The organism is Streptomyces sp. NPDC060002 (genome assembly GCF_042737245.1).
Taxonomy (GTDB): domain Bacteria; phylum Actinomycetota; class Actinomycetes; order Streptomycetales; family Streptomycetaceae; genus Streptomyces.
The window spans coordinates 89,143-112,600 of the sequence record NZ_JBHWUW010000013.1 but is presented as its reverse complement, the minus strand read 5'-3'; the positions used below and the strand labels follow the sequence as shown (position 1 = coordinate 112,600).

The 23,458-nt window shown below is 71.7% G+C and carries 18 protein-coding genes; 14 read left to right on the top strand and 4 right to left on the bottom strand.

The window, feature by feature from the left end:
• The first annotated feature begins 68 nt into the window (after positions 1 to 68).
• Both ACFWBD_RS14985 and ACFWBD_RS14980 read left to right on the top strand, forming a co-directional pair.
• Positions 69 to 1,052, top strand: coding sequence for a sensor histidine kinase (locus ACFWBD_RS14985; RefSeq protein ID WP_385666997.1), 984 nt, complete (start codon positions 69 to 71; stop codon positions 1,050 to 1,052).
• Positions 1,052 to 1,750 (top strand): response regulator, encoded by a 699-nt coding sequence (locus ACFWBD_RS14980; protein WP_385666995.1) that lies wholly within the window; start codon positions 1,052 to 1,054, stop codon positions 1,748 to 1,750. The genes ACFWBD_RS14985 and ACFWBD_RS14980 overlap by 1 nt, the downstream gene beginning before the upstream one ends.
• A 21-nt stretch (positions 1,751 to 1,771) precedes the next feature.
• Here the strand turns inward: ACFWBD_RS14980 and ACFWBD_RS14975 are convergent, their stop codons facing one another.
• A complete protein-coding gene (locus tag ACFWBD_RS14975) occupies positions 1,772 to 2,062 on the bottom strand; it encodes a hypothetical protein (protein ID WP_385666993.1) in 291 nt (96 codons plus the stop codon).
• Positions 2,063 to 2,105: 43 nt separating this feature from the next.
• Here ACFWBD_RS14975 and miaB point away from each other — a divergent pair, with 43 nt between their 5' ends.
• Positions 2,106 to 3,635, top strand: coding sequence for a tRNA (N6-isopentenyl adenosine(37)-C2)-methylthiotransferase MiaB (gene miaB, locus ACFWBD_RS14970; protein WP_384117159.1), 1,530 nt, complete (start codon positions 2,106 to 2,108; stop codon positions 3,633 to 3,635).
• Positions 3,636 to 3,696: 61 nt separating this feature from the next.
• Positions 3,697 to 4,413 (top strand): class III extradiol dioxygenase subunit B-like domain-containing protein, encoded by a 717-nt coding sequence (locus ACFWBD_RS14965; protein WP_385666991.1) that lies wholly within the window; start codon positions 3,697 to 3,699, stop codon positions 4,411 to 4,413.
• A 126-nt stretch (positions 4,414 to 4,539) separates the two neighbouring features.
• Here the strand turns inward: ACFWBD_RS14965 and ACFWBD_RS14960 are convergent, their stop codons facing one another.
• Positions 4,540 to 4,809, bottom strand: a complete 270-nt coding sequence (locus ACFWBD_RS14960) for an antitoxin (RefSeq protein ID WP_385666989.1) — start codon at positions 4,807 to 4,809, stop codon at positions 4,540 to 4,542.
• A 511-nt stretch (positions 4,810 to 5,320) separates the two neighbouring features.
• Between ACFWBD_RS14960 and miaA the strand changes: the two genes are divergently transcribed.
• The 6 genes from miaA (at position 5,321) to hflX (ending at position 13,626) form a co-directional block, all read left to right on the top strand.
• Positions 5,321 to 6,259, top strand: a complete 939-nt coding sequence (miaA, locus tag ACFWBD_RS14955) for a tRNA (adenosine(37)-N6)-dimethylallyltransferase MiaA (protein ID WP_385666987.1) — start codon at positions 5,321 to 5,323, stop codon at positions 6,257 to 6,259.
• A gap of 108 nt (positions 6,260 to 6,367) precedes the next feature.
• Positions 6,368 to 6,877, top strand: coding sequence for a hypothetical protein (locus ACFWBD_RS14950; protein ID WP_351766280.1), 510 nt, complete (start codon positions 6,368 to 6,370; stop codon positions 6,875 to 6,877).
• Between the two features lie 75 nt (positions 6,878 to 6,952).
• On the top strand, positions 6,953 to 7,822 hold the full coding sequence (gene dapF / locus ACFWBD_RS14945; RefSeq protein ID WP_385666985.1) for a diaminopimelate epimerase: 870 nt from the start codon (positions 6,953 to 6,955) through the stop codon (positions 7,820 to 7,822).
• A gap of 300 nt (positions 7,823 to 8,122) precedes the next feature.
• Positions 8,123 to 10,309 carry a RelA/SpoT family protein gene (locus ACFWBD_RS14940; protein WP_385666983.1) on the top strand — a complete coding sequence of 729 codons (2,187 nt, stop codon included), beginning with the start codon at positions 8,123 to 8,125 and terminating at the stop codon, positions 10,307 to 10,309.
• A gap of 176 nt (positions 10,310 to 10,485) precedes the next feature.
• Positions 10,486 to 11,997, top strand: a complete 1,512-nt coding sequence (locus ACFWBD_RS14935) for a M1 family metallopeptidase (protein WP_385666981.1) — start codon at positions 10,486 to 10,488, stop codon at positions 11,995 to 11,997.
• Positions 11,998 to 12,132: 135 nt separating this feature from the next.
• Positions 12,133 to 13,626, top strand: coding sequence for a GTPase HflX (hflX, locus tag ACFWBD_RS14930; protein ID WP_351766175.1), 1,494 nt, complete (start codon positions 12,133 to 12,135; stop codon positions 13,624 to 13,626).
• A gap of 73 nt (positions 13,627 to 13,699) precedes the next feature.
• On the opposite strand, the gene ACFWBD_RS14925 is transcribed toward hflX, so the two are convergent.
• Together ACFWBD_RS14925 and ACFWBD_RS14920 are read right to left on the bottom strand one after the other, a co-directional pair.
• Entirely contained in the window at positions 13,700 to 14,935 is a 1,236-nt protein-coding gene (locus ACFWBD_RS14925) for a trypsin-like serine peptidase (RefSeq protein ID WP_385666978.1), read from the bottom strand.
• Positions 14,936 to 15,130: 195 nt separating this feature from the next.
• A complete protein-coding gene (locus ACFWBD_RS14920) occupies positions 15,131 to 16,354 on the bottom strand; it encodes a trypsin-like serine peptidase (RefSeq protein WP_385666976.1) in 1,224 nt (407 codons plus the stop codon).
• A 351-nt stretch (positions 16,355 to 16,705) separates the two neighbouring features.
• Between ACFWBD_RS14920 and ACFWBD_RS14915 the strand changes: the two genes are divergently transcribed.
• The 4 genes from ACFWBD_RS14915 to ACFWBD_RS14900 all read left to right on the top strand — a co-directional run bounded on the left by ACFWBD_RS14915 (position 16,706) and on the right by ACFWBD_RS14900 (position 23,421).
• Complete coding sequence (locus ACFWBD_RS14915; RefSeq protein ID WP_385666974.1) at positions 16,706 to 18,460, top strand: diaminobutyrate--2-oxoglutarate transaminase family protein; 1,755 nt, start codon at positions 16,706 to 16,708, stop codon at positions 18,458 to 18,460.
• 175 nt (positions 18,461 to 18,635) lie between these two features.
• Positions 18,636 to 20,573, top strand: a complete 1,938-nt coding sequence (locus tag ACFWBD_RS14910) for an IucA/IucC family protein (RefSeq protein ID WP_385666972.1) — start codon at positions 18,636 to 18,638, stop codon at positions 20,571 to 20,573.
• Complete coding sequence (locus ACFWBD_RS14905) at positions 20,468 to 21,271, top strand: GNAT family N-acetyltransferase (RefSeq protein WP_385667047.1); 804 nt, start codon at positions 20,468 to 20,470, stop codon at positions 21,269 to 21,271. Before ACFWBD_RS14910 ends, ACFWBD_RS14905 begins: the two co-directional genes overlap by 106 nt.
• A gap of 173 nt (positions 21,272 to 21,444) precedes the next feature.
• Positions 21,445 to 23,421 carry an ATP-dependent DNA helicase gene (locus tag ACFWBD_RS14900; RefSeq protein ID WP_385666970.1) on the top strand — a complete coding sequence of 659 codons (1,977 nt, stop codon included), beginning with the start codon at positions 21,445 to 21,447 and terminating at the stop codon, positions 23,419 to 23,421.
• The last annotated feature ends 37 nt before the right edge of the window (positions 23,422 to 23,458 follow it).

The following is a 23,458-nucleotide window of genomic DNA, read 5'->3' as shown; positions in this document are numbered from 1 at the left end:
CCGCACGAGATAAGCGCGTCGGACGAGTCGGACGCATCGGGCGAGTCGGGCGAGGAGGAGCCGCGCACATGTCACTGTTCTGGCGGATCTTCGTGCTCGACGCCGTCGGCCTCGTCGTCGCGGCCGCACTGCTGCTCGGCCCGGTCACCGTCTCCACGCCCATACTGCCGGGCGAGGTCCTCGTCGTGGTCGCGGGTCTGGCCGCGCTGCTGACCGTCAACGCGGTCGTGCTGCGCGTCGGACTGGCCCCGCTGGGGCGGCTGGGACGGGCCATGGCTGACGCCGACCTGCTGCATCCCGGGGCCCGTGCCGTGGTCTCGGGACCGGTCGAGACGGCCGAGCTGATCACGACGTACAACGCGATGCTGGACCGGCTGGAGACCGAGCGCGCCGCCAGCGCGGCCGGGGCGCTGTCCGCCCAGGAGCGAGAGCGCCACCGCATCGCCCGTGAACTCCACGACGAGGTCGGCCAGACCCTCACCGCCGTGCTGCTCCAGCTCAAGCGCGTCGCCGACCGGGCCCCGCAGGACCTGCGCGAGGAACTCGGCCAAGCGCAGGAGGCCACCAGGTCCGGCCTCGACGAGATCCGCCGCATCGCCCGTCGGCTGCGCCCCGGCGTCCTCAACGAACTCGGACTGCTCAGCGCCCTGCGCTCGCTCGCGGGCGAGTTCACCACCCATGGCCTGTCGGTGCGCCACGACCTCCGCGCCGGCCTGCCCCCACTGACCGAGGAGACGGAACTCGTGCTCTACCGCGTGGCCCAGGAGGCCCTCACCAACACCGCCCGGCACTCCGGCGCCGACCGCGCCGAACTCCGCCTGCGCCCGGTCGCCGACGGCGTCGAGCTCCTCGTACAGGACAACGGCAGGGGCCTGGGCGCGGCGGACGGGGAGGGTGCCGGGATCCGGGGGATGCGCGAGCGGGCCCTGCTGATCGGCGCGACCCTCACGGTGTCGTCGAGGGCGGACGGCGACGGCGGGACGGGCATAAGGCTGCGGGCGGCCGCGAGTGCCGGCCGGGCGGACGCACCGGCTCCTGCCGGAGGCCGCTGATGGCGGACGGCACGGCACCGGCCGCACCCGGGTCGGCGACCTCTCCGACCCGGGTCCTGCTCGCCGACGACCACACCCTCGTACGCCGGGGGGTACGGCTCATCCTGGACGGCGAGCCCGACCTGACGGTCGTCGCCGAGGCCGGGGACGGCGCCGAGGCGGTCGAGCGCGCCCGGGCCGGGGACATCGACCTCGCCGTCCTCGACGTGGCCATGCCCCGGATGACCGGGCTCCAGGCGGCCCGTGAACTGTCCCGCCGCCTCCCGGACCTGCGCATCCTCATCCTGACGATGTACGACAACGAGCAGTACTTCTTCGAGGCGCTCAAGGCCGGAGCGGGTGGATACGTCCTGAAGTCGGTCGCCGACCGGGACCTGGTCGAGGCGTGCCGGGCGGTGGTGCGGGACGAGCCGTTCATCTATCCGGGCGCGGAGCGGGCCCTGGTCCGCTCGTACCTGGACCGGTTGCACCGCGGCGACGGTGTCGACGGGCTGCCCGCGCGGCCCATCACCGAGCGCGAGGAGGAGATCCTCAAGCTCGTCGCCGAGGGGCACACCTCCCGGGAGATCGGCGCGCTGCTTTTCATCAGCGCCAAGACGGTGGAACGGCACCGCGCCAACCTCCTGCACAAACTCGGCATGCGCGACCGCCTGGAGCTCACCCGCTACGCGATCCGCGCGGGCCTCATCGATCCGTGACGCCCCGGGCGGGTGCGCCCGTCACTCGTCGATCGCGGTGCCGAAGAGCGCGTCCGTGCCCGATGCGCCGAAGGAGCCGCCGCCGTTCAGCCAGGAGGCGTCGGTGGTGACGCCGGTGGTCGCGGTCGGGAAGGCGATCACCACGCCGTCGCCGGTGTTCTCGCCCGGGGCGGGCGGCCGGCAGCTCGGCGCGGCCGTCCCGGTCGGTGTCGACGAGCCGCCCGCGAAGCCGGCGGGTGCGACGGTGATCGCGGCTCCGGTCACGAGCAGGAAGGTGGGGGCGCCCAGCGAGCGGGTGCCGGTCCCGCGCACAAAGGCAGACGGGCGTTCTTCGGGGAGCGCCTACCCTTGAGCCATGACCAGCAGCAGCGACCGGAGCCTCGCAGTGGACGTTCACACACCCAAGAGCTACGAGATCCGCACCTATGGGTGCCAGATGAACGTCCATGACTCCGAGCGATTGTCCGGGCTGCTCGAAGAAGCCGGGTATGTACGCGCCCCCGAGGGGTCGGACGGCGACGCGGACGTCGTCGTCTTCAACACCTGCGCGGTGCGCGAGAACGCCGACAACCGCCTCTACGGCAACCTCGGCCGGCTCGCGCCGAGGAAGGCGAGCCGTCCCGGGATGCAGATCGCGGTCGGCGGCTGTCTCGCCCAGAAGGACCGCGACACCATCGTGAAGAAGGCGCCCTGGGTGGACGTCGTCTTCGGCACGCACAACATCGGCAAGCTCCCGGTCCTGCTGGAACGCGCGCGCGTGCAGGAAGAGGCCCAGGTCGAGATCGCCGAGTCGCTCGAGGCCTTCCCCTCCACCCTGCCGACACGGCGCGAGAGCGCCTACGCGGCGTGGGTGTCGATCTCCGTCGGCTGCAACAACACCTGCACCTTCTGCATCGTCCCGGCCCTGCGCGGCAAGGAGAAGGACCGCCGTACCGGCGACATCCTCGCCGAGATCGAGGCGCTGGTCGGCGAGGGCGTCTCCGAGATCACCCTGCTCGGCCAGAACGTCAACGCCTACGGCTCCGACATCGGCGACCGCGAGGCCTTCAGCAAGCTGCTCCGCGCGTGCGGCGCGATCGAGGGCCTGGAACGCGTCCGCTTCACCTCCCCGCACCCGCGCGACTTCACCGACGACGTCATCGCGGCCATGGCCGAGACGCCCAACGTGATGCCGCAGCTGCACATGCCCCTCCAGTCCGGCTCGGACACGGTCCTGAAGGCGATGCGCCGGTCCTACCGGCAGGAGCGCTACCTGGGGATCATCGAGAAGGTGCGTGCCGCCATTCCGCACGCGGCGATCACCACCGACATCATCGTGGGCTTCCCCGGCGAGACCGAGGAGGACTTCGAGCAGACCCTGCACGCGGTCCGCGAGGCCCGTTTCACGCAGGCGTTCACCTTCCAGTACTCCAAGCGCCCCGGCACCCCGGCCGCGACCATGGAGAACCAGATCCCCAAGGAGGTCGTGCAGGCGCGCTACGAGCGCCTCGTAGCCCTCCAGGAGGAGATCTCCTGGGAGGAGAACAAGAAGCAGGTCGGCCGCACCCTGGAGCTGATGGTGGCCGAGGGCGAGGGCCGCAAGGACGGCGCCACCCACCGCCTCTCGGGCCGCGCCGCCGACAACCGCCTGGTCCACTTCACCAAGCCGGAGCAGGAGGTGCGCCCCGGCGACGTCGTGACCGTCGAGGTGACGTACGCCGCCCCGCACCACCTCCTGGCCGAGGGCCCCGTCCTGGAAGTGCGCCGCACGCGCGCGGGGGACGCCTGGGAGAAGCGCACCGCCGAGAAGGCGGCGAAGCCGGCCGGCGTCCTGCTCGGCCTGCCCAAGATCGGCGTGCCCGCGCCGCTGCCGGTGGCCGCGGGCAGCGGCTGCGGCTGCGACTGACAGCCGGCGCGACGCCCGGTCGGTAGCCCCGTGGCTCTCGTACGGGGTTACCCTGCCGATCATGCTTGTCGCCGCCGCTGTCTGCCCCTGTCCGCCCCTGCTGGTGCCCGAGGTCGCCGCGGGCGCCGCCGCCGAGCTGGATGCCGCGCGAGCCGCCTGCTCGGACGCGCTGGCCGTGCTGGCCGCCGCCCGGCCGGACCGGCTCGTGGTCGTCGGGCCGGCCGAGCAGTCCGGGCGCGGCCCGCACCCGGAGGGCGGACGGGGTTCGTTCTCCGGCTTCGGGGTGGATCTCGCCGTACGGCTGGGCCGGGCCGGCGGGGACGCACCGTCCGCACGCGAACTGCCGACGTCCCTCGCCGTGGCCGCCTGGCTGCTCGAGCGGACGGGGTGGTCGGCCGCCACCGTCGAGGGGCTCGGTGTCGGGGAACCGCTCGCGGCCGAGCGGTGCGCCGAAGTCGGCCGGGGCATCGGCGCGGCGGCGGAGCGGGTCGCGCTGCTGGTGATGGGCGACGCCAGCGCGTGCCGGACGCTGAAGGCGCCGGGCTATCTCGACGAGCGCGCGGCACCGTTCGACGCCGAGGCCGCTCGGGCGCTCGGCACGGCGGACCTAGCGGCCCTCGAGGCACTGGACGCCGACCTGGCGTACGAGCTCAAGGTCTCGGGCCGGGCGCCCTGGCAGGTGCTGGCGGGCGCGGCCGAGGGCGCCGGGCTGACGGGCGCGCTGCTCTACGAGGACGCGCCTTACGGGGTGGGATACGTGGTCGCGGCCTGGTCATAGGCGGCCGGACGGCGGCGTCGCGGCGGTCCCCGGGGGAACGGCACCCCGCCGGTGAAACGGCGGACGGCCGCGAGCGTCTGCGCTGCGCGGCCGTCCGGCGGTCGATGGGCCGGCGTGAGGTGCTGCTCAGGAGGCCGGCGGGGGAGTGTTCGGCGGGGTGAAGGTGTCGCCGCCCCCGGCGGGTTCGTCCTTGTGCGCGAGCCGGTCCATGGCGCCCTTGGCCTTACCGGTGCCCGACTGGATCCTGTCGCTGTACTTGCCCTTGGTCTTCTCGTCGACAACCTTGGCGGCCTTTTCGAGACCGTGCTGGACCTTGTCCCCGTGCTGTTGCGCGAGGCCCGAGACCTTGCCCTTGGCCGGGGAGAGTTTGGCCTTCAAATTGTCCAAGAGACCCATGGGGCACCTTCCTCGCGGGGGTTCCGTCACGCGCGGGCGGCTTCGCCCGCTTCGCTGTCGGCCGCCTCTTCGGCGGACTGCTGCCGGGGAATCTCGACCCCGTCGGTGGCGGCGACGGCAACCGGTTCCGTCGTCTTTGCCGGCTCCGTCCCGGCGGCGTCTCCGGCCTCCTCGGCCTCGGCCGGCTCCCGGGCCGACGTCGACTCGGCCGTCCGCTCCGCCTCGACGTCGTCGGCCGGCTACCGGCCGACGCGTCGGCGGCGCCCGCCGTCTCCGCCGTCGCCTCCTCCGTCGTCTTCGACCTCCGGAAAATTCGCGCCAATACGCCCATAACCACTCCTTACGGTACTCGTGCAGGCGAAATCCCGCGTTGGCCGGTGCGTCCGTTTGCGCCACCGGAATCACCGCCCCCGCGAAGGGAGACGGGAATCTCGCAACGGGAACGACGTCGGACCGGCGTCGTCACGTAACCCGTTCGAGGGCGGGGGCCGGGGTTTGCGAGACTGGTGCCGTGAGCAGCGCACCCCCCGCCCCCCACGTCATCGCCGTCGTCGGACCGACCGCGGCCGGAAAGTCCGATCTGGGCGTATTTCTGGCCCAACGGCTCGGCGGCGAGGTCGTCAACGCCGACTCCATGCAGCTCTACCGAGGGATGGACATCGGCACCGCCAAGCTGACGCCCGATGAGCGCGGTGGCGTCCCGCACCACCTCCTGGACGTCTGGGACGTGACGGAAACCGCCTCCGTCGCCGAGTACCAGCGGCTGGCCCGCGAGAAGATCGACACCCTGCTCGCCGAGGGCCGTTGGCCGATTCTCGTCGGCGGCTCGGGGCTGTACGTCCGAGGTGCCGTCGACAACCTGGAGTTCCCCGGGACCGACCCCGAGGTCCGGGCCCGGCTAGAGGAGGAGCTCACGCTGCGCGGCTCAGGCGCGCTGCACGCCCGGCTGGCCGCCGCCGACCCCGAGGCCGCGCACGCCATCCTGCCCGGCAACGGCCGCCGTATCGTCCGGGCCCTCGAGGTGATCGAGATCACCGGCAAGCCCTTCACGGCCAACCTGCCCGGTCACGACTCGGTCTACGACACCGTCCAGATCGGGGTCGACGTGGCGCGCCCCGAACTCGACGAGCGCATCGCCCGCCGCGTCGACCGGATGTGGGACGCGGGGCTCGTCGACGAGGTCCGGGCGCTGGAGGCGCGGGGCCTGCGTGAGGGGCGTACGGCCTCGCGCGCGCTCGGCTACCAGCAGGTCCTCACCGCCCTGACCGGCGAGTGCACACAGGACGAGGCGCGCGCCGAGACGGTCCGTGCCACCAAGCGCTTCGCGCGCCGTCAGGATTCGTGGTTCAGGCGCGATCCGCGGGTGCACTGGTTGAGTGGGGCCGCGGCTGACCTCACAGAACTTCCGGAGCTCGCGCTGGCGTTGGTGGAACGACCGGTTACAGCCTGATCACGTCATGGCATCGGGACGCCCAGGCCGTCATCCGGGCAACCGACGCCGTGCCATCATCGAGCTTCGATCGACCAAGTGGAGTCCGAGTTGGGAGGGCGCGTGGCGATGGAGGCCGGCCCTCGCGACACCGCAAAAGGCACCGAGCACCTCACCACCGAGCGTGGTGAACCGGAGCCCGAGGAAGGCCGTCTGAGCCCCGACGGGCCGGACGAGGACGACACCCGCGACGGCGTGAGCGACGACGGGCCCGAGCCCGAGGAGATGTTCGCGGGCGGCCCCGAGGTCGAGGTCGAGCTGCGCCCGCAGCGTCGGCTCCGGATCTGGCAGCTCGCGCCCATCGTGGCGCTGGCCGCGGTCGGCTCCCTGATGTTCGCCTTCCCGCTCGCGTTCGACTTCGGTGACAGCGGCGCCATGATCGCCATGCTCGGGCTGCTGATCTGCTCCTGCGCGGCCGGCTGGGGAACGACGGCCGCGCGCCGAGTGGGTTACACGTGGCCCGGGCTTCCCCAGCGCGGCTCCGGGCGCCGTCCCGACTGGCGGGTCGTCCTCGCGTACGTCGTGATGGTCGCCGCGGTGGTGGCCCTGGCCGTGGGGCGGGTCGCCCGGCTGCGCTGAGCTCCACGCGCGCGGGGAGCTCACCGGCGCCGCCGCCCGGGACGGGCTGTCCTGCCCACCCCGTACGATCGAGGAATGAGCACGCGGATCGCCTTCCTCAAGGGGCACGGCACCGAGAACGACTTCGTGATCGTCCCGGACCCCGAGAACGCCATCGACCTGCCCCCGACCGCCGTCGCCGCCCTGTGCGACCGCCGCGCGGGCATCGGCGGCGACGGGCTGCTGCACGTCGTGCGGTCCGCCGCGCATCCCGAGGCGAAGGACATGGCGGCCGAGGCGGAGTGGTTCATGGACTACCGCAACGGCGACGGCTCCGTCGCGGAGATGTGCGGCAACGGCGTCCGGGTGTTCGCGCGCTACCTCCAGCACGCCGGACTCGTCACCGAGGGCGACCTCGCGGTCGCCACGCGCGGGGGCGTGAAGCGCGTGCACCTCGACAAGGAGGGTGACGTCACCGTCGGCATGGGCAGGGCCCGCCTCCCCGAAGGGGACGTCACGGTGAGCGTCGGCGAGCGCAGCTGGCCCGCGCGGAACGTGAACATGGGCAACCCGCACGCCGTCGCCTTCGTGGCGGACCTCGCGCACGCGGGCGACCTGTTCGCCCCGCCGCCGTTCAGCCCCGCCTCGGCCTACCCGGACGGGGTCAACGTCGAGTTCGTCGTGGACCGCGGCCCACGGCACGTCGCTCTGCGCGTGCACGAGCGCGGGTCCGGCGAGACCCGCTCGTGCGGCACGGGCGCGTGCGCCGTCGCCGTGGCGGCCGCGCGCCGGGACGGCGCCGACCCGGCGGCCACCGGTGTGCCGGCGACGTACGTCGTCGACGTCCCCGGCGGACGTCTGGTGATCACCGAGCGGCCCGACGGCGAGATCGAGATGACCGGGCCCGCAGTGATCGTCGCCACAGGCGAGATCGATCCGAAGTGGCTGGAAACAGTCGCCCGCTGACTCCGTCGAGGCTTGGCATCGGAGGCGGGAGCGGCCTGACGGCCCTGAGGGTCGCATCCCTGGGTCCGGTCGCGGGCTCGAATTCACGATCGAGATCAGGTCAGACGGCTCAAAACCGTAAACCTCTGGTCCTTCGCTCGAATGGGTGATCCGTTTCACGCTCGGCGAGAGGCGGTCAGTCGCGCGTGATGGGCTCGGTAGCATCAAGCACCGGCCCGGACGGGGGACCGTTCACCAGTCCCCTGAGCCGTGTCCGCCCTGGGACACCCCGTCCGCCGGTCCACGCAGCCGGAGGTGCCCATGAGTGCGGAGGCCACGAATCCCGCGACCCCAGGCCCGGTAGTGCCGTCAGCGCCCCGCAGGCGCAGTCGCCCCCGGATCGACCTGCGTCGCCTGGGCCGGGCCGCGCTGCTCGGGCCGGCCTCCCGCGGTCGGGTGCCCGACGCGATCGGTCACGTGGTCGAGGCCCATCGCGCCCACCACCCCGACGCCGACCTGGAACCGCTGCACCGCGCCTATGTGCTCGCCGAGTCCTCGCACCGCGGCCAGATGCGCAAGAGCGGCGAGCCCTACATCACCCACCCGCTCGCCGTGACCCTGATCCTCGCCGAACTCGGCGCGGAGACCACGGCCCTGACGGCCTCGCTGCTCCACGACACCGTCGAGGACACCGATGTGACGCTCGATCAGGTCGGTGAGGAGTTCGGCGCCGAGGTGCGCTATCTCGTCGACGGCGTCACGAAGCTGGAGAAGGTCGACTACGGCGCGGCCGCCGAGCCCGAGACCTTCCGCAAGATGCTCGTCGCCACCGGCAACGACGTCCGGGTGATGTCGATCAAACTCGCCGACCGGCTGCACAACATGCGCACCCTCGGCGTGATGCGCCCCGAGAAGCAGGAACGCATCGCCAAGGTCACCCGCGACGTCCTCATCCCGCTCGCCGAGCGCCTCGGTGTCCAGGCACTCAAGACCGAGCTGGAAGACCTCGTCTTCGCGATCCTGCACCCCGAGGAGTACAAGCACACCCGCGAACTGATCGTCGACAACGCCTCCCGCGCGGACGACCCCCTTGCGGAGTTCGCCGAGGCGATGCGCACGGTCCTGCGCGACGCCGACATCCAGGCCGAAGTCCTCATCCGGCCACGGCACTTCGTCTCCGTGCACCGCTCGTCCCGCAAGCGCGGCCGCATGCGGGGCGCGGACTTCGGCCGGCTGCTGGTGCTGGTGAACGAGGACGCCGACTGTTACGCCGTCCTGGGCGAACTGCACACCTGTATGACGCCGGTCGTCTCGGAGTTCAAGGACTTCATCGCCGTTCCCAAGTTCAACCTGTACCAGTCGCTGCACACCGCCGTCGCCCGCGAGGACGGTCAGGTCGCCGAAGTCCTCATCCGCACCCACCAGATGCACAAGGTCGCCGAGGCCGGCGTCATCGCCCTCGGCAATCCCTACACGGCTCCCGCGGAGGAGCAGGCCCGGGGGAGAGTCCCGGCGGACGAGGAACGTGTCGACCCGACCCGGCCCGGCTGGCTCTCCCGCCTCCTGGACTGGCAGGAAGCCGCGCCCGACCCCGACACCTTCTGGTCCACCCTGCGCGAGGACCTCGCCCAGGACCGCGAGATCACCGTCTACCGTCCCGACGGCGGCACGCTCGGCCTGCCCGAGGGAGCCACCTGCGTCGACGCCGCGTACGCGCAGTACGGCGAGGACGCCCACGCCTGCATCGGCGCCCGGGTGAACGGCCGTCTGGCGACCCTGAGCACCGTCCTGCGGGACGGCGACACCGTCCAGCTCCTCATGGGCCAGGACCCCGCCTCGGAGCCCTCCAGGGAGTGGCTGGAGCACGCCCACACCCCCGCCGCCCGCATCGCCATCCAGCGGTGGCTGGCGACGCACCCCGCCCCGGCCGAGCACGAGGGCGCGGCGACGGCACAGGACTCCGGCGCCGCCAAGGCCGCCGAGGCGACCGCCCGTTCCGCGGCCGACACGGCCACGCCGGACGCCCCCGCCTCGCGGCCCGGCGCCGCGGTCACCGTCGTCGACCGGCCCGACGCGAGCGTCCGGCTCGCCGGGTGCTGCACGCCCGTGCCCCTCGACGAGGTCACCGGCTTCGCGGTGCGCGGGGGAGTGGTGACCGTGCACCGCGCCGAGTGTTCCGCCGTGGCGCGCATGGCGAACGCGGGGCGCGAAGAGGTCGACGTGCGCTGGGGCGACACCACCGGATGCCGGGTCACCCTGGTCGCCGAATCGTTCGGCCGCCCCCATCTGCTCGCCGACCTCACCGAGGCCATGGCGCTGGAGGGCGCCGAGATCGTCTCCGCGACGGTCGAGCCGCCGAGCCAGCAGCGGGTGCGCCACACGTACACCGTGCAACTCCCGGACGCCGGCCACCTGCCCACCCTCATGCGCGCCATGCGGAACGTGCCCGGGGTCTACGACGTGGGCCGCGCGCAGCATCACGCGCCCGCCTCTCCGGAGCCGGCGTAGACGGTGGGCACGCGCGCGCGTGGCTGAGCCGCGCCGCGCTCCACGCGCGCGTGGAGCGAAGGTGCGTCGCGCAGGCGCCCTCCCGGGCGTCAGGCACGGGCGCGTGCGCAACCCGTTCGAGTGGGCCGGGCGCGCGTCGCCGACGCGACGGACGTGCGCGCTGGTAGCGGTGGTGCATGCTGCTCACCCCTCGCGCCCGGCTGAAATCCGCGCTCCTCGCCTCGGCCGTCTCCGTCTGCCTCGTCGCCGCGAGCGCCCCGGCGGCCCCGCTCGGCGTCGGCGACCGCCTTTTCCCGTACCTGGGCAACCCGGGGTACGACGTCGCCTCGTACGACCTGGCCTTCACCTATACCGGCACGAACACCGAGCCCCTCCAGGCGGTCACCACCATCGACGCCTGGACCACCACCGCCCTGGACCGGATCAACCTCGACTTCGCCCAGGGCAAGGTCGAATCCGTCGAGGTCGACGGCGCACCCGCGACCTTCGCCGGCGCCGGCGACGACCTGGTGGTCACCCCGGAGAACCCGCTGCCCGCCGGCAGCTGGATGCGGATCACCGTGCGGCACACCAGCGATCCCGTGAGCACCGACGGCCGGGACGGCGGCTGGGTGCGGACCGCGGACGGCCTCGCCATGGCCAACCAGGCGGACGCCGCGCACCTGGTCTTCCCGTGCAACGACCACCCCTCCGACAAGGCGATGTTCACCGTCCGGATCACCGCTCCCAACGGCTACACGGCCGTCGCGGGCGGGCTGCCGACCGGGGTCGAGCGGGCCGACAAGGCCACCACCTGGACCTACCGCACCCAGCACCCCATGGCCACCGAGCTCGCCCAGGTGTCCATCGGCCGTTCCACGGTCGTGCACCGCGAGGGGCCGCACGCACTGCCCGTACGCGACGTCGTGCCCACCAAGGACCGCGAACTCCTCGAACCGTGGCTGAAGAAGACCCCGGACCAGATCGCCTGGATGGAGGGCAAGGTCGGCCCCTACCCCTTCGAGACGTACGGCCTGCTCATGGCCGAGGCCTCCACCGGGTTCGAACTCGAGACGCAGACCCTCTCCCTCTTCGAGAGGGACATCTTCACCGAGCCCGGCTACCCCAAGTGGTACGTCGAGTCGATCATGGTGCACGAGCTGTCCCACCAGTGGTTCGGCGACAGCGTAAGCCCGCGCACCTGGTCCGACCTGTGGCTGAACGAGGGACACGCCACCTGGTACGAGGCGCTGTACGCCGAGGAGAAGGCGGGGCGCACCCTGGAGGCGCGGATGAAGGCGGCGTACGGAGTCTCCGACCGCTGGCGCTCCACGGGCGGCCCGCCGGCGCAGCCCAAGGCCCCCAACCCCGGCCAGAAGATCAGCATCTTCCGGCCCAACGTCTACGACGGCGCGGCCCTCGTCCTCTACGCCCTGCGCCAGGAGATCGGCCGGACCGCGTTCGAGCACCTGGAGCGGGTGTGGGTCCACAACCACCGGGACTCCACGGCGACCACGGCCGACTTCGAGCGCCTCGCCCAGGAGATCTCCGGACGCGATCTGGCCCGGTTCTTCAAGGACTGGCTGTACGGCGAGAAGACCCCGTCGATGCCCGGCCACCCGGACTGGAAGCCGGCGGCACCGGCCGCCGGGGGAGAACCGAAGGCCGCGCCGAAGGTCGCCCCGCCCGCTCGGCGGGCCGCGAAATAAGGCCGTGACGAGACGGGCCGTACCGTGCGACCATCGTGAGGTCGGTGCGGCGCGGGACACGGGAATCTCCCGGGTTGCTCGCGCGTTGACCATCACGAAGGCCCCTGTACCGGCATCCAACGACGTAAGGACCCAATGACCTCCTCTTCTTCCCCTTCCCAGGACACCCAGCGCGTTGCGCACGCCTACCCCGAAGGTCTCCGGGCCGATGCCCTGATGGAAGAGGACGTCGCCTGGAGCCACGAGATCGACGGAGACCGGGACGGCGACCAGTTCGACCGCTCCGAGCGCGCGGCCCTACGCCGCGTGGCGGGCCTCTCCACCGAACTCGAGGACGTCACCGAGGTCGAGTACCGCCAGCTCCGTCTGGAGCGGGTCGTGCTCGTCGGCGTCTGGACCACGGGAACCGCACAGGACGCGGACAACTCCCTCGCGGAGCTGGCCGCCCTCGCGGAGACGGCCGGCGCGCTCGTGCTCGACGGCGTCATCCAGCGCCGTGACAAGCCCGACGCGGCCACTTACATCGGCTCCGGCAAGGCCGCGGAGCTGCGCGACATCGTGCTCGAGACGGGCGCGGACACCGTCATCTGCGACGGTGAGCTCAGCCCCGGCCAGCTGATCCACCTCGAGGACGTCGTCAAGGTCAAGGTCATCGACCGTACGGCCCTGATCCTGGACATCTTCGCCCAGCACGCCAAGTCCCGAGAGGGCAAGGCGCAGGTCGCGCTCGCGCAGATGCAGTACATGCTGCCGAGGCTGCGCGGCTGGGGTCAGTCGCTCTCCCGGCAGATGGGCGGCGGCAAGGGCGGCGGCCTCGCCACCCGTGGCCCCGGTGAGACCAAGATCGAGACGGACCGGCGCCGGATCCGCGAGAAGATGGCGAAGATGCGCCGGGAGATCGCGGACATGAAGACCGGCCGCGAGATCAAGCGCCAGGAGCGCAAGCGCCACAAGGTGCCGTCCGTCGCCATCGCGGGCTACACCAACGCCGGAAAGTCGTCGCTGCTCAACCGCCTCACGGGCGCGGGCGTCCTGGTCGAGAACTCCCTGTTCGCGACCCTGGACCCGACCGTGCGCCGGGCGGAGACCCCGAGCGGCCGCCTGTACACGCTGGCCGACACGGTCGGTTTCGTCCGGCACCTGCCGCACCACCTGGTCGAGGCGTTCCGCTCCACCATGGAGGAGGTCGGCGAGTCCGACCTGATCCTGCACGTGGTGGACGGCTCGCACCCGAACCCGGAGGAGCAGCTGGCCGCCGTACGCGAGGTGGTCCGCGACGTCGGCGCCACCGGCGTGCCCGAGATCGTCGTGATCAACAAGGCGGACGCGGCCGACCCGCTGACGCTCCAGCGGCTCATGCGGATCGAGAAGCGCTCCATCGCGGTCTCGGCCCGCACCGGCCAGGGCATCGACGAGCTGCTCGCGCTGATCGACAACGAGCTGCCGCGGCCGTCGGTCGAGGTGGAGGCGCTCGTGCCGTACACCCACGGCGGCCTGGTCGCCCGCGCCCACACCGAGGGCGAGGTGATCTCCGCGGAGCACACGGCGGAGGGAACCCTGCTGAAGGTGCGGGTGCACGAGGAGCTTGCGGCGGACCTCGCGCCGTACGTACCGGCTCCGCTCGCCTGAGCCGTCGCGGCCGGCTGAACGCCCGAAGGCCCGCTCCTGCTTGCCGCAGGGGCGGGCCTTCGGCGTGCTCGGTTCACTCACCGCCGTACGTCTTGCTCATGTTCTCGTAGAGCGCCTCGGCCTCCGGGCCGAGCTGGGGCCCCGCCAGCCAGCTGTTGTCGGCCGGGCCGATCGAGGTGTTGGAGACCAGTTCGGTCCTGCCGTCCACCATCCGGAACCAGCCGCCGCCGGAGGAACCGCCGGTCATCGTGCAGCCGATGCGGTACATCGTCGGCAGCGACGGGTCGAGTGAGAACCGCCCGGGCCGGTCGAGGCACTTGAACATCTTCAGCCCGTTGTAGGGCGGTGCCGCCGGGTAGCCCCAGGCGCCCATCGCGGCGACCTCGGTCGCGGACGGTGCGGAGAAGTCCACGTCCAGCGCCCCGCCGACCGTCTCCTCCAGCGACTTGGAGCCCTGCTCCGGCGTCACGTGCAGCACGGCGTAGTCGTACGCGGCTCCCGCGCCGCCCGTGTCCGAGCCGCCGGCGATCCACTCGTTCGAGGTCGACGCCCAGTCGGCCCACCAGTTGCCGTAGGGGGCGGTCTCCGCCGCCGTGGCGTCATCGAGCTGGGCCTCGGTCCTGCCGAGATCGTTGTAGGCCGGCACGAAGACGAGGTTGCGGTACCAGCCACCTTCGCCCCCTGCGTGCGCACAGTGCCCGGCCGTCCACACGAGGTTGGACCTGCCCGGGTGGTTCACGTCCTTGACGACCGTGCCGGAGCAGACCCTCGTGCCCTCGGGCGCGTCGAAGAAGACCTTGCCGACCGGGGCCGCGTTCTCGTGGTACGGCGTCTTCTCGGCCTCCGCCTTCACGGCAGTCGGATCCGGATCGCTGACGCCCTGGTCGGCGGCCGCGTCCTTCGTGGTGACGGTCTTGTCCGCCTCCTCAGCGGTCCGCATCCGCTCGGGCTTCCACAGCCCCTCGATCACCGGATTGACGAAGTCCTCGGCCGCGCTGAGCCACTTGTCCTTGTCCCAGTCCTGCCAGCCGCCGTCGGCCCACCTGTCGACGTCGACGCCGTGCTTCGCGAGCTTGTCGGCGATGTCGGCCGGGACCCGGACCCTGCTGTCGCCGGAGCCGGTGGCCGTCCCGGAGGCGGTGGCGCGGGCTTCGGTGCCGTCGGAGCCGCTGCACGCGGCCGTCGTGCGGTGACGAGCCCGGCCGCGAGCAGGGTGCGCCGTCGGCCGTGTGGGCGCGCGACGGGCGTACGTGTGGAACGCATGGTGCGATGTCCCCCGTTGAAGCGTGTGTATGCGAAGCGTGCGCATGTGAAGCGGGTGAAGGTGAAGCGGGTGGAGCGTTGAACGGTGAGGTGACCCTGGGATGTCATGCGCCTGACAGGCAAAGTGTCGCGTCGATGTGGCGCCCGCCCGCGGGCAACACCCCACTATGCCCGTGGAATTCAGGACGATCGGCGGTGGGACGGTGAAGGTTCCCCGACAGGCGTCCCACCACCGATCAAGCTACTGACCGGCGAACTTGTCGCTCACCGAGTCGTACACACCCTTGGCCACGTCACCCAGCCGCGGCCCCGCGAGCCAACCCGCGTTCACCGGGCCGATCGAGGTGTTGGACACCAGCGAGGGCTTCCCGTCCGCCCCCGCCGCAACCCAGCCGCCGCCCGACGAACCACCGGTCATCGTGCAGCCGATCCGGTACATCGTCGGGTCGGAGGAGCTCAGCGAGAACCGCCCCGGCTTGTCCTGGCACTGGTAGAGCTTCTGCCCGTCGTACGGTGCCGCCGCCGGGTAGCCGGTCGCGGTGATGCTGCTCACCTTCGGCACCGCGGGAGCGTTGAAGTTCACCGGGAGAGCCGAACCGACCGTCTCCTCCAGGGACTTGCCCGTACCGCCCTCCTCCGGCGTCACATGAATGACGGCGTAGTCGTACGAGGCACCGTCACCGCCGGTCTGCCCGCCCTGCGCGATCCACTGGTCGGACGTCTTCGTCCAGTCGCCCCACCAGACCCCGTACGGAGCCGCCTGCTCCTTGGTGGCCGTCTCCAACTGCTCGGCCGACATGCCCGAGTCGTTGTACGACGGCACGAACGCGATGTTGCGGTACCAGCCGCCACCCTTGCCGGCGTGCACGCAGTGGCCGGCCGTCCACACCAGGTTGGACTTGCCGGGGTGTGCCGGGTCCTTCACGACCGTCGCCGAGCAGACCATCGTGCCCTCGGGGGAGTCGAAGAACACCTTGCCCGCCTCGGCGGCGTTCTCGTGGTACGAGGGCGAAACGGCCTTCGCGTCCACCGCCTGCGGCGTCGCGTCGGTCACGCCCTGGTCACCGGAGAGGTCGTTCTCGTCGACGCTCCGGTCCGGGTCCTCGGCCTCCCGCATCCGGTCCGGGTCCCACAGCCCCTCGATGATCGGGTTGACGTAGTCCTGCGCCTCACGCAGCCAGTCGTCCTTGTCCCAGTTCTTCCAGGCGCCGTTCTTCCACTTGTCGAGGTCGATCCCGTGCTCTTTGAGCCTGTCCTTGATGTCGTCCGGGATCGTGATCTTGCCGTCGCCGCCGGTCGACGCCGTCGCTTCGGTCTGGCTGCCCGCGTCGGTGTCGCCCGAATCACAGGCGGTCGCGGTGAGCGCGAGCACCGAGGCGAGGGCCACAGCGCCGAGTACGGGGGAGGTTCTGCGGCGCGCGTTCCTCCCCCGCCGAGCGGTGAACGACGGCCGTATGGATCGCATGATCTGACTCCCCCTGCTGTCAACGAACTTGAAGTACCGGCCGCCCCCGCGAAGTGGAACTCATGGTGATCTCACACCGAGTTCAAGCGGGTCTCACGGCCATGTGTGATGCCACCACACGATATGCGGTCGCCGCCGGGGACTCCCGACCGAATGGCAACTGTTCCGCCACAGACCACCGACGAGACCGGACAGCAGGGGGATCGCAACGGTCGACGTGGGGCGCGCGGGCGTCGGCGCGGGCACGGTCATTCTCGTCACGACCCGTAACCAGCACGGCCGTTCGGTGTTGGTAGCGATAGGAGCTGTTGTCTGTGCTCGCCCTTCGACCGGTGGGAGGACAGGGGAGGCGTGGCCATGACCGAGCCAGTACCCGAGGAGGCCCCTTCGGGGCATACCACCGCGACTCGCCCCGACGGAGCCTCTGGCGCCGGGTCTTGTGTCGAGGGAGCCCTCGTCGCCGGAGCGGCCGCGGCGAGGGGCGGGACGGGCGGCCGGCCCGCGCACGAGGGGATCCTGCGGCGTCAGTCCGCTCGCGAGTCCGCGGCGCGCACCTACGCCCGTGCCCTGCCGATCGTGCCGGTACGCGCACGCGGGCTGACCATCGAGGGCGCGGACGGCCGCCGCTATCTGGACTGTCTCTCGGGCGCCGGAACGCTCGCGCTCGGACACAACCATCCCGTCGTGCTGGAGGCCATCCGCAAGGTCCTCGACTCGGGGGCGCCCCTGCACGTCCTCGACCTCGCCACCCCGGTCAAGGACGCCTTCATCACCGAACTGTTCCGGACGCTGCCGTCCGGTCTCGCCGACCACGCGCGCGTGCAGTTCTGCGGACCGGCCGGTACGGACGCCGTAAAGGCCGCCCTCGAACTGGTCCGGGCCGCCACCGGCCGCACCGGTGTCCTGGCCTTCGCCGGTGCCGACCACGGGATGACCGCAGGATCGCTCGAAGCCTCCGGGGGCGCCTTCGACGTGCGGGTGGCGCGACTGCCCTACCCGCAGGACTACCGCTGTCCGTTCGGCGTCGGTGGCGAGCCCGGCGCCGAACTCGCCGCCCGCTGGACCGAGTCCGTCCTCGACGATCCAAAGTCGGAGGTACGGCACCCCGCCGGGATGATCCTCGAACCGGTCCAGGGCGAGGGCGGTGTGATTCCCGCGCCGGACGGGTGGATGCGGCGTATGCGGCAGATCACGGCCGAGCGCGCGATCCCGCTGATCGCCGACGAGGTTCAGACGGGCGTGGGCCGCACCGGCGCCTTCTGGGCCGTGGAACACAGCGGGGTCGTCCCTGACGTGATGGTCCTGTCCAAGGCCATCGGAGGCAGCCTGCCGCTCGCCGTCATCGTCTACCGTGACGCCCTCGACGTCTGGCGACCCGGCGCCCACGCGGGCACGTTCCGTGGAAACCAGCTCGCCATGGCCGCCGGTACGGCAACCCTCGCCTACGTCCGCGAGAACCGCCTCGCCGAGCGCGCGGCCACCCTGGGAGCCCGCATGATGGGCCAACTCAGCCGTCTCGCCCAGGACTTCCCGTGCATGGGAGACGTGCGGGGTCGCGGGCTGATGCTCGGGGTCGAGATGGTGGATCCCGAAGCGCAAAGCGGGTCCGGCGCGATCGGCGCCCCACAGGTCGTCGCGCAGGCCGGTGACGAGCCCGGCACGTCGGCCTGCGGTGTCCATGCCCATGACGTCACGCCCCGCCCGACGCCGCTTTCGACTCCCGGGCACGCTCCCTGTCCCGCCGCCCCCGCGCTGGCCGCCGCCGTCCGACGGGAGTGCTTGCGGCGGGGCCTGATCGTCGAACTCGGTGGCCGGCACACCAGCGTCGTACGGCTGCTGCCGCCCTTGACGATCACCGACGAGCAGGCAGCCGCGGTACTCGACCGACTGGCGGACGCGATGGCGGCGGTGTCCCGCAACCACATCCGCGATGCGGGCCGGAGGGTGCCCGATCAGCCGAACCATCAATCCCAGCCCCAGCCCCAGCCCCAGCCCCAGCCCCAGCCCCAGCACCAGCCCGAGCACCAGCCCGAGAGCCAGAGCCTGTCGGGTCGGCCGCCCGGTACGGACCGGCGCCAGGGCGGCCACGCCGAGTGGGCGGGGTAGTCCCGGGCAGCCCCGGGGGCAACCGCCGGCGCATCCACGCGACCGCGACCACGGGCGTCGGCGGTACCGGTATGGAGCTCCCCGGCGGTGTGCGACGCCCAGGCGACCCACGAGCGCGCGAGCTCCATGCCGTCGCCCGCGCGCGGCCGATCCCACGACTCCACGAGGAACGACCTTGACCACCTCATCCCACCAGTCCACCTCCCTCACGTCCCCCGTCCCCCGCCAACAGGGAAACGCCGTCCACGTGGCGTCGCCGAGCCGCGCCGCCGATCTCCTGGACCACCCCGATCCGCACACGGCGGCCGACGCGGCTGCCGTGGAGAACCTGTTGCGCTGCTGGGTGCGCGAGACGGGCTTGGCGGCACCGCATGACGGCGTCCTCCGCGTGCCGCTGCCCGCCAGCGGCATCACCCTGCTCATCCCCGTCCACTACTGGTCCCCGACCGGCTGGCACCGCTTCGGCCTCCCGTGCCTGGCCGGCACACCCGAGCAGTCACCGCCCGCCGACGCCGTCACGGTCGCGGCCCTGTTGGCCCGCGAGACGCTTCGGGACGGTGGCCCGTCCGGCGGGTCCGCCGAAGCCGTGGCGGCGGCCGACGCGGACGCCCTACCGGAGGAGCGCGCCACCGCTGCCGACCCGATGCCCTGTCCCGCTCCCATGAACATGAGCGGCGAAGGCATTGACCTCGTCGCCCGCGTCGCCGACTCCGTCCGTCGTACCGCGGTGTTCATCGGCGAGCGCCGGGAGCGCCCCGGCGACGAATCCGACCTGTTCCTGACCGCCGAACAGGCGCTGCTGCTCGGGCATCCGCTGCACCCGACGCCGAAGAGCCGGGAAGGCCTCTCGGACGGCGAAGCGCGCCTGTACTCGCCGGAGTCGCGTGGCTCCTTCCCTCTTCGCTGGCTCGCTGTCGCTCCTTCCGTGGTCGCCACCGATTCCGCCTGGACCGAAGGCGGTCGTCCTGTCCCCGCCGCCCGGTTGACGGCCCGACTCGGCGGTGCCGACCTGCCGTTGCCGACCGGGTTCGCCGCCCTGCCGGTGCACCCATGGCAGCTGCGCGAGGCGCGGCACCGTCCCGGGGTCGAGGCCCTGTTCGACGCCGGACTCCTCCAGGACCTGGGCGCCCATGGCCCTTCGTGGCATCCGACCTCCTCCGTACGCACCGTCCACCGGCCCGGATCGCCCGCGATGCTGAAACTGTCGCTGGGTCTGCGCATCACCAACTCCCGTCGTGAGAACCTCCGCAAAGAACTCCACCGTGGTGTCGAGGTACACCGTCTTCTCCGCGCGGGTCTGGCCAAGCAGTGGCAGGCGGCCCACCCGGATTTCGACATCGTCCGAGATCCGGCCTGGCTCGCGGTCGACGGCGCCGACGGCCTCCCGCTGACAGGCCTCGACGTGATGATCCGGCACAACCCGTTCGCTCCGGCGGACGACGTCTCCTGCATCGCCGGTCTCGTCGCACCCCGGCCGGACTCGGCTTCCGCCCACCGCTCCCGGCTGACCGCGATCGTCGGGCACCTCGCCGCGCGGACAGGCCGGCCGCCGTCGGCTGTCGCCGCCGAGTGGTTCCTGCGCTACCTGGAGCAGGTCGTCCGCCCCGTCCTGTGGCTCGACGGTGAGGCGGGGATCGCCCTGGAGGCGCATCAGCAGAACACGCTCCTCCTCCTGGACCCCGACGGCTGGCCCGCCGGCGGTCGCTACCGGGACAACCAGGGCTACTACTTCCGAGAGTCCAGCCGCGCGGAACTCGAAGCCCGACTGCCCGGTATCGGGGAACGCAGCGACACCTTCGTGTCCGACGACGTCACCGACGAGCGCTTCGCCTACTACCTGGGCATCAACAACGTGCTCGGACTCATCGGCGCGTTCGGTTCCCAGCGGCTCGCCGACGAGCAACTGCTGCTCGCCGCCTTCCGGCGCTTTCTCGCCGACGCCGCCTCCGGCCCCCGCCGGCTGAGCGGTTCCCTGCCCGCCCGGCTGCTCGACTCGCCCCGCCTGCGCTGCAAGGCCAATCTGCTGACCCGGTTGCACGGCCTCGACGAACTCGTCGGCCCCGTGGACACGCAGTCCGTCTACGTCACCATCGCCAACCCCCTGTGCTCCTGAGCCGGCACTCCACCGGCCACCGGTCCCTGCCTTCCTCCGGAGTCCATGCCCCACCCGACCTGCTGAGAGGAGCTGCCATGGCTCCCGTCCGGACAGCCGCCGAAAGCCGTACCCCTTCCCCCGCAGCCGATCTGCTCGACCGCGTCGGCGCCTGGGGGGCCACCGCCACTCCGGCAGGTGCGTTCCACCTGGTCCCCGTACAGGTCGAGAGGGACCTCGGTCTCGTCGGCCGGTGGATGAACGACCCCGATGTCGCGGCGTTCTGGGAACTGGCGGGACCCGAATCCATGACGGCGCGACACCTGCGTCGCCAACTCGCCGGCGACGGGCGCAGCGTCCCCTGCCTAGGGGTGCTGGAGGGCCGGCCCATGAGCTACTGGGAGATCTACCGGGCAGACCTCGACCCGCTGGCCTGCCACTATCCGGCCCGACCGCACGACACCGGCATCCACCTGCTCATCGGCGGTGACGCCGATCGCGGGCGAGGCCTTGGCAGCCGTCTGCTCAGAGCCGTCGCCGACCTGGTCCTCGACAGGAGGCCCGCTTGTGCCCGTGTCGTCGCCGAACCCGACCTTCGCAACACTGCGTCCATCGCCACCTTCCTGAGCGCGGGCTTCCGGTTCCTCACAGAGGTCGACCTGTCCACCAAGCGGGCCGCCCTCATGGTCCGGGACCGGATCCCGCGTGATTCGTCATAACGGTGTGTAATCACGCCGTCACATCTGGAACGCCTCTCGTGACGCATCAGTTCCCGACCCCCGCCGGAGCCCGGCTCTCCCGCCCCCACCGAGAAACCCACCGCCTTGATCCATTCCCTCTCGTCCGCCTTGACCACACGTTTGTCAGTGCCGCGCCGTAGGGTGGTCGCGCTATGACGAAGCCCTCACTCCCCGAACTCCTGCACGCTGCTGTCACCGCTGTCGGCGGCACGGAGCGTCCCGGCCAGGTGACCATGGCCGAAGCCGTCGCCGAGGCGATCGACGACGGATCCCATCTGCTGGTCCAGGCCGGCACCGGCACCGGTAAGTCGCTCGGTTACCTCGTGCCCGCACTCGCGCACGGGGAGCGCGTCGTGGTCGCGACCGCCACGCTGGCCCTGCAGCGCCAGCTCGTGGAGCGGGACCTGCCGCGTACGGTCGACGCGCTGCACCCGCTGCTGCGCCGTCGCCCGGAGTTCGCGATGCTCAAGGGCAGGTCGAACTACCTGTGCCTGCACCGACTCCATGAAGGAGTCCCGCAGGACGAGGAGGAGGGCCTCTTCGACCAGTTCGAGGCGGCCGCACCCACCAGCAAGCTGGGCCAGGACCTGCTCCGGCTGCGGGACTGGTCGGACGAGACCGAGTCCGGTGACCGGGATGACCTCACGCCGGGTGTCTCCGACCGGGCCTGGGCGCAGGTGTCGGTGTCCTCCCGCGAGTGTCTGGGAGCCACGAAGTGCGCCTACGGCGCCGAGTGCTTCGCGGAGCTGGCCCGCGAGCGCGCCAAGCTCGCCGAGGTCGTGGTCACCAACCACGCACTGCTCGCCATCGACGCCATCGAGGGTGCGCCGGTCCTTCCGCAGCACGAGGTGCTGATCGTCGACGAGGCGCACGAGCTGGTCTCGCGGGTCACCGGTGTGGCCACCGGCGAGCTCACTCCCGGCCAGGTCAACCGGGCCGTACGCCGGGCGGCGAAGCTGGTCAACGAAAAGGCCGCCGACCAGCTCCAGACCGCCGCCGAGGGCTTCGAGCGGATCATGGAACTGGCGCTGCCTGGCCGTCTGGAGGAGGTTCCGGAGGATCTCGGGTACGCCCTCATGGCGCTGCGTGACGCCGCGCGGACCGTCATCTCGGCCATCGGCGCGACCCGCGACAAGTCCGTCCAGGACGAGGACGCGGTCCGCAAGCAGGCCCTCGCGTCCGTGGAGAGCGTGCACGATGTGGCGGAGCGGATCGTCAACGGCTCCGAGTACGACGTCGTCTGGTACGAGCGGCACGACCGTTTCGGCGCCTCTGTGCGTGTCGCGCCCATGTCCGTCTCGGGCCTGCTGCGGGAGAAGCTCTTCGCCGACCGCTCCGTGACCCTGGCCTCGGCGACCCTGAAACTGGGCGGGGACTTCAACGGTGTGGGTGCCTCGATGGGACTGGCCCCGGAGGGCACCGAGGGCGAGGACGTCCCGCAGTGGAAGGGCATCGACGTGGGGTCGCCCTTCGACTACCCCAAGCAGGGCATCCTCTATGTGGCCAAACACCTGTCGCGTCCCGCGCGGGACGGCGACCGCGGCGACATGCTGGACGAACTGACCGAGCTGATCCAGGCGGCCGGCGGACGCACCCTCGGCCTGTTCTCCTCCATGCGGGCCGCGCAACTCGCCGCCGAAGAACTGCGCACGCGTGTACCTGAGTTCCCGATCCTGCTCCAGGGCGAGGAGACACTCGGTGAGCTGATCAAGAACTTCGCGGCGGATCCGAAGACATGCCTTTTCGGCACGCTGTCGCTCTGGCAGGGTGTCGACGTGCCGGGTGCCAGCTGCCAGCTGGTCGTCATGGACAAGATCCCGTTCCCGCGCCCGGACGACCCGCTGATGAGCGCCCGCCAGAAGGCGGTGGAGGATGCCGGCGGCAACGGTTTCATGGCCGTCGCGGCCACCCATGCGGCGCTGCTGATGGCCCAGGGTGCGGGCCGACTGGTACGGGCGTCGGGGGACCGTGGTGTGGTCGCCGTACTGGACCAGCGGCTGGCGACGGCCCGCTACGGGAGCTATCTGAAGGCGTCCCTGCCGGACTTCTGGTACACGACGGACCGCAATCAGGTTCGCAAGTCGCTCGCGGCGATCGATGCGATGGCCAAGCAGGCGGAGGCACAGTGAAGGAGGGGGCCGTTCCGCCGCCGGCCCCCTCCTTCAT